Source organism: Paracoccus marcusii, from assembly GCF_028621715.1.
GTDB lineage: Bacteria > Pseudomonadota > Alphaproteobacteria > Rhodobacterales > Rhodobacteraceae > Paracoccus > Paracoccus marcusii.
Genome location: NZ_CP117466.1, coordinates 825,829 through 841,525 on the forward strand (window position 1 = coordinate 825,829; position 15,697 = coordinate 841,525).

At 54.9% G+C, this 15,697-nt stretch carries 13 protein-coding genes and 1 pseudogene; 9 read left to right on the top strand and 5 right to left on the bottom strand.

From position 1 onward, the window contains the following. Positions 1 to 322: 322 nt before the first annotated feature. A complete protein-coding gene (locus PRL19_RS15725; RefSeq protein WP_420704410.1) occupies positions 323 to 1,051 on the bottom strand; it encodes a TnsA endonuclease N-terminal domain-containing protein in 729 nt (242 codons plus the stop codon). Between the two features lie 175 nt (positions 1,052 to 1,226). After that, a complete protein-coding gene (locus PRL19_RS04045; RefSeq protein ID WP_273743956.1) occupies positions 1,227 to 1,448 on the bottom strand; it encodes a helix-turn-helix domain-containing protein in 222 nt (73 codons plus the stop codon). A 173-nt stretch (positions 1,449 to 1,621) separates the two neighbouring features. Between PRL19_RS04045 and PRL19_RS04050 the strand changes: the two genes are divergently transcribed. The 4 genes from PRL19_RS04050 to PRL19_RS15730 all read left to right on the top strand — a co-directional run bounded on the left by PRL19_RS04050 (position 1,622) and on the right by PRL19_RS15730 (position 3,441). After that, positions 1,622 to 2,095 (top strand): helix-turn-helix domain-containing protein, encoded by a 474-nt coding sequence (locus tag PRL19_RS04050; RefSeq protein ID WP_273743957.1) that lies wholly within the window; start codon positions 1,622 to 1,624, stop codon positions 2,093 to 2,095. Positions 2,096 to 2,169: 74 nt separating this feature from the next. After that, positions 2,170 to 2,475 carry a hypothetical protein gene (locus PRL19_RS04055; protein ID WP_273743958.1) on the top strand — a complete coding sequence of 102 codons (306 nt, stop codon included), beginning with the start codon at positions 2,170 to 2,172 and terminating at the stop codon, positions 2,473 to 2,475. Positions 2,476 to 2,560: 85 nt separating this feature from the next. After that, a complete protein-coding gene (locus PRL19_RS04060) occupies positions 2,561 to 2,755 on the top strand; it encodes a hypothetical protein (RefSeq protein WP_273743959.1) in 195 nt (64 codons plus the stop codon). 98 nt (positions 2,756 to 2,853) lie between these two features. Beyond that, the gene (locus PRL19_RS15730; protein WP_420704422.1) at positions 2,854 to 3,441 is read left to right on the top strand and encodes a tyrosine-type recombinase/integrase; all 588 of its coding nucleotides are present in this window, start codon (positions 2,854 to 2,856) and stop codon (positions 3,439 to 3,441) included. A gap of 195 nt (positions 3,442 to 3,636) precedes the next feature. Here PRL19_RS15730 and PRL19_RS04065 read toward each other — a convergent pair whose 3' ends face one another. Then, positions 3,637 to 5,490 (bottom strand): UvrD-helicase domain-containing protein, encoded by a 1,854-nt coding sequence (locus PRL19_RS04065; protein WP_273743960.1) that lies wholly within the window; start codon positions 5,488 to 5,490, stop codon positions 3,637 to 3,639. Beyond that, on the bottom strand, positions 5,487 to 7,460 hold the full coding sequence (locus tag PRL19_RS04070; RefSeq protein ID WP_273743961.1) for an ATP-dependent nuclease: 1,974 nt from the start codon (positions 7,458 to 7,460) through the stop codon (positions 5,487 to 5,489). The genes PRL19_RS04065 and PRL19_RS04070 overlap by 4 nt, the downstream gene beginning before the upstream one ends. A gap of 377 nt (positions 7,461 to 7,837) precedes the next feature. Here PRL19_RS04070 and PRL19_RS04075 point away from each other — a divergent pair, with 377 nt between their 5' ends. The 4 genes and pseudogenes from PRL19_RS04075 (at position 7,838) to PRL19_RS04090 (ending at position 11,810) form a co-directional block, all read left to right on the top strand. Then, positions 7,838 to 8,923, top strand: coding sequence for a catalase family protein (locus PRL19_RS04075; protein WP_273743963.1), 1,086 nt, complete (start codon positions 7,838 to 7,840; stop codon positions 8,921 to 8,923). Between the two features lie 620 nt (positions 8,924 to 9,543). After that, a complete protein-coding gene (locus tag PRL19_RS04080) occupies positions 9,544 to 9,966 on the top strand; it encodes a hypothetical protein (protein ID WP_273743964.1) in 423 nt (140 codons plus the stop codon). 302 nt (positions 9,967 to 10,268) lie between these two features. Further along, positions 10,269 to 11,010: pseudogene (locus PRL19_RS04085) on the top strand (integrase core domain-containing protein). Between the two features lie 287 nt (positions 11,011 to 11,297). Beyond that, positions 11,298 to 11,810, top strand: a complete 513-nt coding sequence (locus tag PRL19_RS04090) for a hypothetical protein (RefSeq protein ID WP_273743965.1) — start codon at positions 11,298 to 11,300, stop codon at positions 11,808 to 11,810. 1,754 nt (positions 11,811 to 13,564) lie between these two features. Here PRL19_RS04090 and PRL19_RS04095 read toward each other — a convergent pair. Next, a complete protein-coding gene (locus PRL19_RS04095) occupies positions 13,565 to 14,584 on the bottom strand; it encodes a hypothetical protein (RefSeq protein WP_273743966.1) in 1,020 nt (339 codons plus the stop codon). Between the two features lie 584 nt (positions 14,585 to 15,168). Here PRL19_RS04095 and PRL19_RS04100 point away from each other — a divergent pair. Then, positions 15,169 to 15,690 carry a hypothetical protein gene (locus PRL19_RS04100; protein ID WP_273743967.1) on the top strand — a complete coding sequence of 174 codons (522 nt, stop codon included), beginning with the start codon at positions 15,169 to 15,171 and terminating at the stop codon, positions 15,688 to 15,690. Positions 15,691 to 15,697 lie beyond the last annotated feature (7 nt).

Sequence of the window (15,697 nt, forward strand, 5' to 3'; positions counted from 1 at the left end):
GCCTCGGTTATGGGTATGCCGAGCGCAGCGTCGCCGTTTATAACGGCGGTGCGGACCTGGACTTTTGAGGTGCCCCGTGAAAGCTGGGCACTGACGTAAGCTCTGTTTTTGCTGTCTGCTGATCTTCATCACGAGGGAGATCGACGATGTCGAGACGAAAGCGGCACTTGAGGCGCTGAAAGGCGAGAGGACCGTGTCGGAACTGGCGAGCCGGTTCGGCATGCATCCGACGATGATCGATCAATGGAAACGCGCGTTGCTCGATGGCGCGTCCGGTGTCTTTGAACGCGGTGGCCGCAAGGCGCCGGTGATCGATGACGGGTCATTGCAGGGCCTCCGGAATGATGCGGGTTGTGGGAAGAATGTCGCCTGGTTCCAGGGCGCGCAGAACACCGGCGTAGATTGCCTTGAAGACAGCGCGGAAGGCCCGACCCCCGAGTCCCGACGCTTCCACCAACTCCGCAATAGTCGTCGGGCCGCTGAGGCACCGCACCAGGGTTTCGATGGAGCCGTCAGCCTCGGGGTCAGGAGTTCGCTTGAAGTCGTGCAGCTTCTGCGCATTTCGGGCGGCCGATGGGCAGTAGGACCTTTCAGTGATCAGCACGATCTCATTGGCGAAGCTGAGCGGAGCTGCTGCTCGGATGCGCTGCAGGGCTTCGCGAAAGCCTTGGCGCTCGGCAATCGCATCGGGCTTCACCGCGATGGCAATGCGCTTTCCACTGGTCAGGGTGATGAGGAAGTCGAAGGTGTGACTGCGCTTTCGGCCGTTGGCATCGTGATAGAACACGGGTGGCGGCTGGTCCCAGATATCAACAACATCCGGGCGCGCCAGAAGCAGGTAGAGTACATCCTGCTCTCGCTTGCTTTCGTAATACCGCAGGCGCGGCGGAGCTCCGGACGGTGACCCTCCACCAATAACATGTCCGCGGCTGCTGGACTTGGATCGGGCGGGCGGTTTGCGTGCCGCCTTGCTTGACAACGGTCGGATGAAGGAAGGCTCAAATGGGTAGCTCATGGCTGGTTGGCCCGGCGAATGGTCAGGCGTGACCATTCGCCCGAGGGCGCTCCTCCTGTCTCAGGGCAAAAAGGGTTGCAGCACTGCCGGTGGCAGCGCTCGTGCTTGACTTTTTGAAGCTGGCGCGGGAGGATTACCTATCGACGACCAATCGATTAGCGATCTCGGGAGCGACAGCTTTCGAGGTCGCTTATTCTATCCAGTGCTCATGTCAGCGCTCCCTTTTTGTGTTGTACCGGTCAGGCCAGAGCGTCTCCGGCGTCTTGCCAAGCTTCTCGGCGATCAGACCTTCGACAACCTTGCTGGATCTGTATCCCTGCGACACCATCGAGGCCATGCTAAGGCTACAGCCCGCTTCTTCGGCAATGCTGCGCAGCGTGACCCTCTGTGCCCTGAGCGCACGTTTGATTTCATCGTGCAGCTCTAGGTTCACCTCTGGCGTCAATCGCAACATGTTGGCACGAGCCCGACGAGTTGAGTGGATAGTTCACAAGAAAGCTAGCACTAGGAATACGTCTTTATCGACGTAATTATCTTGTAAGCTGGCATAATACGTCCGAAAGTACGTATGAACCGAGGATCTACGTCTTCACCACATGGCGCCGGATGCTCGTCGTTTCGTCTGCCTTGGAGACAGTTGTGCCCAAACAGCCCTCATCTATGTTGCCTGATCTCGATAGCGATGCGGCCATCGGCAAACGTCTGGCCCTGATCCGCGTGGGCCTTGGGATGACACAGGCAGGCTTCGCCGCCAGCCTTAACGTGTCGCCGCGCTCGTACCAGCATTACGAAAAAGGAACGCGGAGCATCTCTGCGGAGCTCTTGCGCCAGCTCCGGACAAGCCACGGACTTGCTCCGAACTGGGTCCTGCTGGGCCAAGGCCTGCCGCGCGAAGGTCAGGATGCAGAGGCCTTGGCTGCATTTGTCGAGGAGCTTGGGGCCCATCTGGCCGCGATACAGGTGACGCTGCCGCCGAAGAACCAAGGTAAGATCATATCCGGGTGGTGGAAGGCCCTACGGGATGGAACTCGTGTCGGGATGCCGGATGTCAGGCATTGGGTCGACCTTTTAAAAGAATGAGGTGACGTGTGCTGCCATATTCAATCGACCGGGGACTTGCGCAGGTTGAACTAGAACAGGCTTGGACGCGGGCCATGACAGACAGCAAGCGGGCCGGATCCATCTATACCACTAGCGCTATCGTGTTCGCTTTCGGCCAGATCAAGTTTTCTGCATTTGTCCCTGTCGCGGAGGCTTCCCTCTGGGAAGTAGTACTCTGGCAATCGTCCGCTGCGCTTCTCTTGCCAACGTTGCTTTGGTTTGGACATGCAGTTTGGAAGGAGTGGCACGCCTACAAGCGACTGGCAGCGCTGACGGGCCGTCCAGGTGCAGCTGTCAGCTCTACAATTCACGCGCGCCTGAACCTGTTCAACGAGTTCCGGCGGGTCGGACGCGGCTGACACTGGGAGGACTGATTCAATTGTCCGTTCAGTTACGAGGCATATTCTCCATAATTGGATGACATGAAGGAGCACTAGGGACACGATGACACCTTGCCATCATCCTGACAATCGAGACCTTGATGACTGGGCCCTGTATGGGCCCAAAAATCCTGAGATCAGCCAGCTTGTGGATCAATTAGCCTTTGCTCATGGCCTGCGGGTGAAAGAGATCGAGGATTTCATTCTGCAGGCGCTGAAAAACCGCCTCGGTGAAGAAGAAGCGCGCCAGAAGGCCTAAATACTTACTCTTTACAGAATACGCTTTTCGTAAAGAGTTGGCGCAGACGGAATGAACCAGACCGCATGTTTCTTGAGCTAAGCGGATCCGCCAAACCAATGTCCACACGGCGAAATGTCAAAAGTGATGCAGATGTGGCCGCCGATGCCCATGAGCGCGGTCGGGATTATCTAGGCCTTGCTCAGATCGATAAGCTCCTCGCGTGCGCCAAGGCTAGTCGGCACGGCGCACGGGATCATCTGCTAGTCTTGATGATGTTCCGGCACGGGTTGCGAGTTTCTGAAGCAATTGCCCTGCGCCGGGATCATGTCGATTTGGCGCAGTCCCGCCTTTGGGTGCCGCGGCTAAAACGGGGGCTGAGCGTCGAGCATCCCGTCGAGGGAGACGAACTACGGGCGATCCGACGCTGGCTCGGCCAACGAGACGACCTTCTGCCTTGGCTGTTCGTCTCGGAACGGCGGCAGCCGCTTACCCGGCAGGCCGTCAACTATATCCTCGCGGCGGCTGGAGAACGGGCCGGTCTCGGTCATATATATCCCCACATACTGCGCCATTCCTGCGGTTTCACGCTCGCCAATCGAGGATACGACCTACGACTGATTCAGGACTATCTCGGCCACCGTGATCCAAGGCACACAGCACGGTACACGCGAACAGCCGCAAGCCGGTTCGATGGGCTATGGTGAGGGACAAACGACAGGGCCAAGGGAAGAATGGGCGGAATGCAGACTTACGGCGGTGCAGCATCGCGATTGCAGCGAACCCTGGACAAGCGGCCACTCGCGCGACGGAGCAACCACCCCGCCGCGATACCCGTTATTGGGGAGAAAGCAGCATGATGGCAGCGCCGTGTCGTGGGGGCGACAACGTGCTATCTATTGTCATAAGATCATCACACCCTCAATCCGTGGAACCGCATTGCCCAGAAGATCCTCAAGCCATGTGATGCGACCACCACGCCTCAAACATGATGTGAAAAAGGCACGCTGTCGCGCTCGCGTGAACGCCACGAAGAACGAGTTTTTCTCCTCATCTTTGTCGGGCGTAAGGCTCCACCAAGTTCGGCTATCAAAGCCAAAGAAGATCATGGTATGAAACTCCATGCCCTTACTCTTGTGTACGGTAAGCAACGGTATCTGATTTCGCCCCTCAAAGCGATCTAGGACTGCGCGCCAGTCGTCTGACTCATTCATCGCCTCTGCGAGAAGCAAATCAAAGCCCTGTTTTACCCTTAGATAGTCTGCGTCTCGCTGGTACGCAGGTGTAGAACGGCGAATCAACGCCTCATCGATCTCTTCAATAAGAAGATCACTGATTTGGTTTGGATTGGTGGCAGCTACGGCGTGCTCAGCTAAAAACGCCCGCAACCCCCGGACGATGCTTTGCATGCGATCATTCAAACGCTGAAGTTGATCATCGTCATCCGGAGAGACAGCGTATAGTCTGCTAAAATTCTCAAGAGCCGTCGACCAGGCCTCAGGATGACGCTTGCTCGTCGCAAGGTGCAAAATAGGCATAAGTATCTGGGTGAGTTCTTCAGATAGCACATCCTCAATCGAGATTTCACCAACATTCCTTGCCAGATTCCTTAGGATCAATCCCCGATCTGCAAGTGCGGGTCCCAGCTCATTTTCGACCCTATCAGCTCTTGCACGGACAAGGATGGCGATATCATGAGCGGGCGTACCGCTTGCTACCTGCCCCTCTATCCATTCAGAAATAACCGCAATCTCGGTTTCTTCATCGGCAAATTCCCAAATAGCCGAAACGTCACCTTCTACATTGCGCTGCCCGCGAGCCACGACAGGCTCAACATCCGGATTGATGTTGCTTGCAATGATGTGCTGTACCGCGACCAGTTCCGCGTGAGATCGCCAATTCAACAACAGCGAGATAGGGCGCGCACTATACTGATCTCGAAATGCCTGAAAAGCATTCGGCATCGCCCCTGCCCAGCCCATGATTTTCTGTTTGTCATCCCCGACCGCTGTGAGGACAGTACCCGCGCCATTAAATGCCCGCTGCAGAACCTCAAACTGTGATGCCTGCGTATCCTGAAACTCATCAAGAAAAACTACAGGATAGCTTAGGCGTATGGCCCGGCACACACGATGGTTCGTACGAATCAAGTACTCCGCAAGCCGGTTGATCATAGGAAAAGTCAAAACCGGCTCTTCATAGTATTCATATTGATCTCGCCAATACGCATCGCGCAGGGCTTCCGTTTCACCATTGACCTCCTGGTCACCGTCAAGCAGGCGACGCCGGATCAGTGCGTTTTGGAATTGGGTCGCGTTGACACCGTGCCGATTATGGCGCCGCAGGAAATCATTAACAGCGTCCGACGTTGGAAAGCCGATACGGTAATTGGCCGGGGGTCGGTAGGCATCAGGAAGCGCCTTGTGAAACTGATCTATAAGTCCCTTTGAAAATGCATCAAAGGTCACTGAAGTGAAGCGGCGCGCCTGCTCAGGAGCGCAGCGCCGCTTGACGCGCTCAGCTAATGTAGCCGCAGCGTCCCTTTTGAAGCTTATCGCCAGAATACGTTTGGGTGCGGGGCAAAGCCCTGTCTGGAGAAGATACGCCGCCTTTTGGGCAAGGAACTCCGTCTTTCCCGCACCAGCGCCCGCCGTCACACAGACGCTTCGTTCCGTTTCCCGAAGCGCTTGCAAGGCGCGGTCTTCCAATTCGGCTACGCCTCGCGGTTGCCAGTCACCGGGTTTGACCAGCGTCATACACTGAGCTTTCTCTTCACGAGAGTAAGGAGACGCTTGAGCTCAACCGGTGCATCATCAGCCAGATCTTCGTCAGCGATACGCGTCAATGCTTCAATATGGGTCCCCGGCTTGCTGTCACTGAGAAACAAGTATGGGTACCAAACAAACGCGTCACGCCATTCGGCGTCATCATATAAATCGGTGTTTCCACCGGTCTTCAGAGTGACCTTCTTCTTATCTTCAATTGCTTGCGCCGATCTGCGCGGACCCCGACCGCCAGCCCGCGCATGCTGGTACGCGTCGGGGAACGAACGGAGCATAGCAAAGTCAACGTCGATTGGTGACGAGAAATAGATCGCCTCTCTACGTAGCATCTTCAGCCACGGGTGGTCCTGCCCCTCCTCCAGCAATTCAGAGTCATCGAGATCTTCAATGTCAGCGAGATTCACGTCGCCGTTGACCACAAACCTGTTCGCTGCGAGATCACGCCCAATCAAGTTTAATTCGCCTATCGTCGTCGCGATTACTTTTGACCCGCCATGTTTGCGACCTAGATCGAGGTCGAGCAAAGTTGCATATGGAATTTGAAGTCCACTCAATAGACGCCAGAAATGACGAACATATCGGCCGCCAAGCGGGACGATGGGGACAAAAGATCTATCCAACGGAAAGCCCATCGCCTCCGCAAGACGCGGCAGAATAATCGCTTTGGATTCACCCTCTGCAAGGATGACAAACCTGCCGAAGTAAAGCTCAGGGTATGCTCTGACCGCCAGACGGATATATTTCTGCGCATCTTCGTCATCATCAGGCAATGACAGAGAACGAATGGAGGAAGATCTGCTTTCCTGGTCCAACCTGGAGTACCGAACCTCTTCGGGCTCCACGCGGCTCAAGATGCTGGCACTGTGGCTGGAGATCAGGATCTGTGCTGTGTCGAGTTCTCCAACCTCTCGTGCTTGCGTCATGATTCGTGACAAGAAAAACGGCGAAAGGCTGTTTTCCGGCTCTTCGATGGCAAGGATTGTTAGGTACGTCCGGCGAAGTTTTTCCTGGTCGAACATGCTCTCATCGGCGTCCAGAGCAAGCGCATCCTTCTCGATTTCAAGGACCGCAGCCGTCAAGGCAATATGAAAGAGGGACCGCTGACCATCGCTAAGGTCATCCAGCTTCCGTGCCTGACCCGCTTCATCAGGAAAGAAGACAAACTCTGCCCTGCGCACAAGCTCTTCCAGCGTAGTGTCGATCAAACGCAGCTTGGGCTTGCGGTCAGTGTCAGCCTGATGAAGCTGCGTCCATCGCTTTTCCAACCTGTCCAGGATGAATGCCGAAGGCTCTTCCTCGTCAAAGTCTTCCTGAAGTTCGCCAGCTGCCTCAGCTGCCGATCCGGCAAACTCTGTTGACCATTTCGCCGCACGCCACAGGCGGCCTTTAAGAAGAGCCGTGACCTGGTCGGCGGCATTCCTACTTGCCGGAACATAGACGAGCTGGATGAAATTTCGTTCAACGCTTTGTACGGGGCGACAGTCATCCCATTCAAATTCGTCATCTAGAGCCTGGACCCATCGCACAGATTCTTCAATAACGCCGTCAGGGGTGCCGTTATCAATCCATTTAGCCTGAAGCCGGATGCGGACCTTTAATGGTCCGTTTTCACCATCGGTTGCCATGTGGCTGAGTGCTTCAGGCACTGCGTCAGTACCTTCATCATTGTCATCATCGAGTTCAGGAAAGCCGAAAACACAGTCAATCGCGAGCTCTGTCTCAGATGCGAGCGCGTCTTGGTCCCCTGCAATATGGAAGTCCGACTTGCGAAGGGCTCGCTGCGCGGCGGACGTCCCGAAAAGGCGGGCAAGCGCAATGAAGATAGCCGTTTTGCCAGAACCGTTGTTCCCCACAAATGCAGTTAGGTTCTCCTCAAGGTTGATTGCGACAGGTTCAGTGGCAAAGCACCTAAAGTTGGACAGAGTAATTGTCTCGATCTTCATAAGGTAAACGCCCGCCAACTAAGGTTATGTAAAATTGGTCATTTATAGGTTATCTTTCGTGCGCCTAGCATCTCCTCTTTTCACGTCGCTGCGGTGGTCCTGAAGTCGACGCTTCAACTGTCGTTTTTCTGCAACACGCGTCTAAAGCCCCCCTCTGGAACTGACGCCGCGCAGCACTCTCTCCCGGCGAATGGCAGGTAACGGCCGAGTGCGCAGCTCAGAGGCTGCCGCGCCCCCCGCGCCCTCGCCAAGGGCGACAGATTGACGTGAAGAGCCCAAACCGGACGTTCGATCTGGGCAGCTGGAGTGGGCCAAGGAACCACGGTTTGCAGTTCACCGTTTAGCCCGAAGCCACGTTTGCGCAGCCGAGGGACGTCATGAAGCCACCGATCCATTACTCGCCCGACCTTGAGACGATCCCCGATGATGAAGCCGATACGATCCAAAGCCTGAAGGCCACTCTCCTGGACATCATGGAGACCACCTCTGAGCATTATGGACACGCGGTGCGCTCGGTTCACGCCAAAAGCCACGGGATCCTCAAGGCGGAGCTGACGGTCCTGCCTGATCTCCCGCCGGAATTTGCGCAGGGGATGTTCGCGGTGCCGGGGGTCTATCAGGCAGTGCTGCGTATCTCGACCAATCCGGGAGATATCTTGTCGGACAGCATCTCCGTTCCACGGGGGCTTGCACTGAAGGTGATGGGAGTTGAAGGGGCGAGGCTAAGTGGCGCTGAAGGGAACTCACAGGACTTCGTGATGGTGAATGGTCCCGTCTTCACCGCGCCGAATGCGAAAGCCTTTCTGAAAAGTCTGAAGCTTTTGGCCAAGACGACCGACCGCGCAGAATGGGCAAAGAAGGCGCTGTCTGCGGTGTTGCGCGGCACTGAGAGGGTGCTAGAGGCCGTTGGGGGAGGGAGTGCCACTCTCCAGACGATGGGGGGAGCACCGAATGTCCATCCGTTGGGTGAGACCTACTACTCTCAGACAGCGTTCCGCCATGGCCATCATGTCGCAAAATTTTCTCTGGTTCCGGTATCCGAAACGCTAACCTGTCACACCGAGGAAATCATCGACACGAAGGGCCGCCCTGACGCACTGCGAGAGGCTGTCGCAGTCGCTGCGGAGGCTGGCGTCTGTGAATGGGAGCTGCGCGTGCAGCTATGCCGCGACGCTGAGGCAATGCCAGTTGAGAATCCCTCGGTCCTGTGGGACGAGGAGGACAGCCCCTTCGTCACTGTGGCGCGTCTGCGCGCCAATCCGCAGCCAGGGTGGAGCGAGGCCCGCGCTCAGATCGTGGACGAGAAGCTGCGTTTTTCCGTGTGGACTGGTCTGGAGGCGCACCGTCCCTTGGGGTCAGTCAATCGGGTTCGCCGCGAAACTTACAAGATGTCGAGCGACTTCCGCAGTCAGTTCAATGGCTGCCCGATCCACGAACCTCAAGCGTTGGATCTGCCGGGCTGACACCATGTGTCTGTTGCAGTGGCACCAACGCAGCTGCCCTCGTAGTCATTTGAAACTGCGGGTTTGAATATCTTTCTGCTACGTAGCAAATTGCAGCTTCGTCCCTCAGAGCCGCCGCCAAGGCGGCGCTCGGGCATAGGCGCACTGAGCCCAAAGCTGCCCCTCGGATTGAGGCGTATTTCCATCATACAGCTAGCGCAACACCAACTTGGTCCGTTAGCCAAGTCACAGGAATGGTTTTGGGGGGAGCGAACCGAGGTGATAGACACACTCTGCTTTAGCGGAGAATCTCGAATGGGCTGCAACGCTTGGAACCACCCGTCGAATTGCGACTGCGGGTGGGGTGGGGTGGGGATACCGGATCATACAGTTCGGGGTCGTCTTCCGGATCAGTCAGGACCAACGGCTTCATGTCCCCGAACGCAAAATGCCCCATTTGCGGCGCCGCTGTCTATTATTACCAGTCTCCAACCGGCGGACGCGTATGGTTCGATGAGTTTGGCGCGCCGTGGCCGAAGCACCCATGCACAGCGTCATTATCGACCAGCACAAAGATATCTAGTTTTACGGATCTGTTCGCATTCACTGGTGCCGAAGTTAGGCCCGAGGTTGCGATGAGTATGGCCAAGGAACTGGTGGCACATGCTCTGACTGATTTCCGTGAGCCCAAGCGCCATTGGCCGGAGGGAGATTTGAAAGCCGCGAGGCTGGACGTTTTGGATTGGATGTTCCGGACACATTTAACCGGTGGCGATCATATGATCCCTATCGACGAGTTTATGTTCCTGATCGACCTAATTGAACTCCGAGCGAACAGAGTAATTTCCATAGCCAGACTGTCCGCAAGGAATGCGAACTTGGTATCTCCCAACTCGATACAAGCGGCGTCCACAGCGGCGAGCCTCGCGAAGATGCAGGTGGCTGAGGAGAAGTCCAAGAGGACGCTGTCGCTGATTGCGATGATCAGGAAACACTATGACGGATCGGATGACAAAACTTCTGGAAACGTCGTCCAGCTCTGCTACCAGAAGGATCCAGACTGATCAGCGAGTACAGCAGAGGAACCCAACGCGGGAAAAGGCGCCTGCAAAGAAAGTGGGAGTGACGGCCGCTGCGCGCAGCACCGGTGCCGTGATCCTGACGGCAAAGCGAATACATCAGCGGGACTATTGGAACGGCCGCAGCTTCAGCGCCCGGCCCCGCACCGGCTGTGCTGGCTGGCAGCGTAGTTGCTTTGGTGGATGTTGACGGGGCAATGTACGTTTGCTCTGCCCCCTGAGAACTGGACCAGTTGAAACTGGAGTTTTCGGCTAATCTTCCCTTGCTGGGAGAGGAGTTGAGAACGGTGAAGGCATCGAAGTTTACGGAGGCGCCAAAGGCGTTCATCCTAAAGCAAGGTGAGGAAAGCACGCCAGTCGCCGAGATTTGACGCAAGGCGGGTATTGGACAGTCGACCTACTTTGCCCGGAAGAAAAGGTATGGTGGGCTGCTGCCCGACGAGATGCGCCGGCTGAAGCAACTCGAGGACGAGAATGCACGGCTGAAGCGGATTGTGGCCGACCTGACGCTGGACCGTCAGATGTTGCAGGATGTCGTGCGGCGAAGGCTCTGAAGCCAGAACGGACGCGTGAACTCCTTCGCGGGATGTGTGCAGACTGGGCCGTCTCGATCCGTAGGGCATGTGGGGCCCTGAGGTTCGACTGCTCGAGCTACTACTACAAATCCCGCCGCACCGATCCGGCAGAGTTGAAATAGCGGATCCGGGAGATCTGCGAAACGCGCGTGCGCTATGGCTATCGCCGCGTTTAAGTCGTTCTCGACCGGGAAAGCTGGGAGGTCAGCATCAAGATGTTCTATAATGTTCACAGGGCTTTAGGCTTGCAATTGCGGAGCAAAATGCCCAAGCGGCGTGTGAAAGCCAAGCTGCGTGCCTAAACGCACGTTGGTTCAAGAGCCTCGCGGACGCGATCAAAAAATTGGAGGATTGGCGTAGACACTATAATGACGATCGACCCCACAGCGGCATTGGATACAACGTCCCGAGCGCGTTACACTATCCCGGCAGCGTCACCAGCCCGGCGTCATGACCAAGGCCGGAAACTCCAGTGTCCGGCGGTCCAGAAAACGTAGGCAAACCAGGAGGAGCCGGCCAAGTGCTGGTTTTTTACGGTCTAAAGGAACATTCGCGAGCAGATTTGCAACACACTCTCCAGAGGCAGGGGGGCTACTCACGCCGTCGTCTTAGAGGGCGGCGTCAAGTACTCCTTTGGTATGTTTAAGACTTTCCGAGCAGACTTGACGGAGCACAGGCTTCGGCATCCCAATGCACCGATGGAGCTACGGCATGCAACTTGTTTTCCAATGTAGGAAATCGATGTTTTTCAAGCAAGATAGGACCGAAGATCTACCTCCTTATGCCGGTGCTCTTGTGAAAAGAGGTGATCGGACTTGGTGGGTCTTTCACCGCGCGCGGATCTTAGCAGACCTCGACATCCGTCCGGAGCAGTTTCACCCTGAAGAGGTCCGGGTCCACAATGATTTACTCGCGTTTCGTGTTCCCATAGCATTCGGGATGGTGCTGCAATCCATTCTTCGTACGGGTGGTCGTTTCGACGGCTCCGACTCTGATCTCAGTATCCTAGTGAAGGACGCTCATCCGGATATGTGGCTGAGTTGGGGGTCTGATCCAAAAGCGCCAGTTTCGGAACGAGACAGCTTCCGTAAGGAGATCAAGGAAAGGGAGCAAGCGGCTAATTCAGCCAACATGGCTCGACGGGAGAGACTGCAGTCAGCCTTCGTCAAGGCTTTCGTGATGCCAATAATTTACCTACTCTATACTGCCTTTCTTATTGGCACCTTCATGTTTCTTGTTCGCGGCAATTACTGAACTTGTAAACTGGTGATGACCTGCCCCCCGATCGTCCCTCGTTCATAATGAGAGTCTGCCGGTTTGTGCGCAGCCAGCCCGTCGCCATGACCGAGCCGGAAAACTCCAGCATCCGGCGGTCCAAGGTTGGGGAGCAGCGCACGATGAGGCAAACTCTACATTAAACCGAGGGACGTTCCGGGGGCAGGTCACGTGTGTTGTACCTTTTTACAGCAAATTTAGACAGAATCTTCCACGATTTTTGAGTGATACCGCAAGAAACAGCCCCCTAATTGACCGCGCATCCTATTCGCATGTGCGTTTATTAATAGCTAAATAAAGATCAGTAGGATTGTAAGCTCTCATCCACTGGCAATATCGAGTGTTAGATACGTAAGCATATTTCTGAGCGCTGCGATAAACCTCCATCCATATAAAGAATGCGCTGATAAGAATTATGCCGAGTGTGGTAAACCTAATCCACCCTAGGTCTAAAATATTGTATGTTACATGAAATATGGCAAACCCTGTTAGTAGAATTCCTATTACATAAATGAATGCTGATATGGCGGCTGGCACGCTAACCTCGAAAAGCAAAGCAGCAACGGGGATAATCAACAAAGCAAGAATGGTAAATATTGCCCCGGCATATATAATTTCATTACAAATTCCCAGAAGGAAAGGCACTTCTATTCGTCTATGGTTTTTATCGATTTGAAAAAGATAAGATCCATACAAAGATAAAGACGTCGCGAAAAATAAGGCGAAAAAGCAACAGGCTAAGTAAATCATTGCCGTTGCTAGGAAGTGCAGAAGTGATATATTATAAGCATGATTAGTGCCCATAAAATATGAAATATCAAAGGTCGGCCACCGGGGGATAAGGTTTAAGTAACTGCCGCTGCCCAAAGTTGTGAATAAAGTATAAGTTGCTGCTCCAATTATCGCCGTAAGACCTGAGCTATTGCTCGATTCAAAAGCATCGAAGTATTTTTCTAACGATGTTTTTTATAACCAATTCTTCTTTATCAGTCATTTTTCCTCCAGTTTTTTTCACCTCTCCTGTTTCTCCTAACTTTTCAACGAAAGCTATCATAATATAGCGCGTCCCGTCCTATGGCCGGGACCGCGCTCTAGGCTTGGCCGGCAAGAGCCGGCCTGCGCCCCGAGCCTATGCCCTTGCCCTTCCTTTGCGCCTGGTCCTGCCCGCTTCTCTCGTTCCGAGCCTGCCCGTGCAGGGGCGCAACAGTCAGGCCAACGGCATAGTCTCGGCCCTTTGGGTCACAATCGCTCGCGCAAGGCCGGACCTTCCCACAGGGCGGCTCGCTTCCCTTCGCTCTGTGATGGCGCGTCCAGCTCGCCACCCCGCAAGGCCCGCCGCGAAGCGCGGCAGGCTGGATAGCTCCGGCCAAAGATAGAGGATTGAGAAAGCCCGGCTGGTCGCCGGGCTTGTGTTTGATCATGCGGACTGGCCGGGGGATCGACGCGGGCCAAGGCCCGCGCTCACCCCCATCCAGACGATCTTTCATTTCATATCCGCCAACAGACCTGATCGGCCCTGTCAAAAGACAAGCGCCGCCTGCGGCGTCGTCTCCATCGGGGGCCGTGTCCTCGCCTTCGGCTGCGGGCCGCACCACCCCCCGGCTCCGATCCTTTGACAGAATGTAGATTCACGCACCGATTTGCCGCGCCGCAGGCAGAAATTCCAGCAATCCCGGTTCATGAACCAAGCAATTTGCCTCGTTTGCCAAGCAATTTTACCGCATTGTGGTCAGTCAATGCTTTTGCGAAACGGATTGAATTCCACAGATTCCTTTAAAGTGACCGCTGAACCTGATTACCGGTGTTCCATTTTCTTCGGAGTATTCGTAGGTAAAAAGTCGGACACCACATTCTTTAACTGCCTTGACCAAGGCTTGCTGAGGCAGGCTTGGTAGGAGCAAGACCAGCTGATGGCGTCCAAGCTGCGGCAAAAGCTTCGGATAAAGCTGGAGTTGCCCCATGCCAGCATAGACGTCGGCAGCGGTTGCTCCCGACTTGATCTCAAGTAGAGTGGGCTCGATTGGTCCTGCAATAACCGCGTCCACTTCGTAACCACTAGCATGCTTAGGCTTATCGATAGCGATACCAGCTTCACGCAATATGATTGCTAAGCGTTGCCAAACCTCTCCTTGCTGCTTTCGAATATGCTTTGCATCCTGAGCATCCCGGGCGCCGATGACATAGGTTCCACCGGTTTCGTCGTTACCGAGTCCAACAACTGGCGTTGTGTCCGGCATCGTACCGATCCCAGCTACCTCCCTTTCTCGAGCCCTTACGCAGATATCAACGAATTGACCTGTAGCGGACCGAATTTCATCCGAACTAACATCAAGTGGCGTTACGACATACCATTCGCGCAGCTTACCCGATGTATTTCCGTTTTTGACAGGTTCGGGCGTGAGTCCAGTAAGCGTCCGAAACTCAGCTTCCAGAATGTGTTTATTGCCCGCCACCGGGGGTGTTAGCCGCCCCTGCCGAAGCAGAAATGGTCGACCATCCTCGTCCAGCGCGATAGCGGAAGTGATGTTTGGATCACCTGCATTTTCTGCCTCGTTGATTTGAACAGCCCAGTATTTTCCAGTAGGATCTGTACCAAGCGCGGTTCTGAGATCAAGTTTGTTGCTTCTATCGTCAGATTGATTACGGAAGACTATGCGTTGCTCCGGCAAACGCCAGAGTTTTCCGTCGCGGATGCCCTCTTCTAGAAGAAGCCGAACGCCATATATCGAATGATCTTTTGACAAAATCGGCATCAGAACTAATTGTCAGCACGTCGGTGGTTCTCCAATTGAGCTTCAGGCTTGCGTCAGGATAGCGATATCGAATTGGCAATAAGCTGCAATGTCTAAATCCCCATATCTATTTTCAAGCGTTGTTGGCAAGGAAAGCGCGAAGCTGGTCACTGGCCATTCCACAAGCGATTGTTTTCTATAGTTTACTGAGAATGAAATGCCGCAGCCTCGGTAGTGGCTATTCGACCTTCGGAACGATTATGGCACTGACCAAAATTGTTACTCTGCAACTTTATTAACCACCCTCTTGGTCACGCAAAGCAGTCTTACAGGAAAAGCGTCTACTAGACTGGCCTACGCAGCACGAACATAACAAGAGCATGTGCGCTCCCCCGCTCAGCCGTCGCTTTTATTAGGGATCCCGTTTCAAGTAGCGGTCTACCAAGATCTTCGGGATCATGCAGATATCCCTGATATTGGCTAGCGTTTAGCTGTTTATTTTCAGCATGGCGCAAGATTAACACCGCCTGCATGATCGATCCTTTACGTGGCAATCAACGCATTTTACTTCACCTTAAGGTTGCGTGGTCTACTGGCGGCATGACATGGATAGGGAGATCAGTGTGGGGTGTCATATGCGAATGATAATTTTGGCTGCAGTGCTGGTAAGCGCTACGCCTGCATGGACCCAAGAGCTGCGGTCGATCAACGAAACTATGCAGAGCATAGACGATGACCTGCACGTTTCGGCCTACACCTCTGTGCGTTGCGCCGGATTGTTCGATGGCATCTTGGCATACGGAGGCCAAAATATGCCAGCAGAGCTAGTTGAGCGGTATCAAAACGCCTCGACGACGCTGGTCATTGGCACGACGATAATCAGGGCGTATCAGACGCGCGACCGTGGATTGCCCGCGAAGGACTTCGAGGTAGAGTTCCGAAACTCGGACGCAGAAGCGGTTCGTTTCCGCGACATCTATAGCGATCGTCTGCAGAACAACTATAACTTGACCGGTCAAATGCTTGAAGCCGACCCGCTGGCTAAAGCCGACCTCGCGCTATGCGGTGAAGTCGCCCCGCGGATTGAGAAGATCGTCGCACGGGAAATGGAGCGGGCTGCCGATTGAGCGGCAG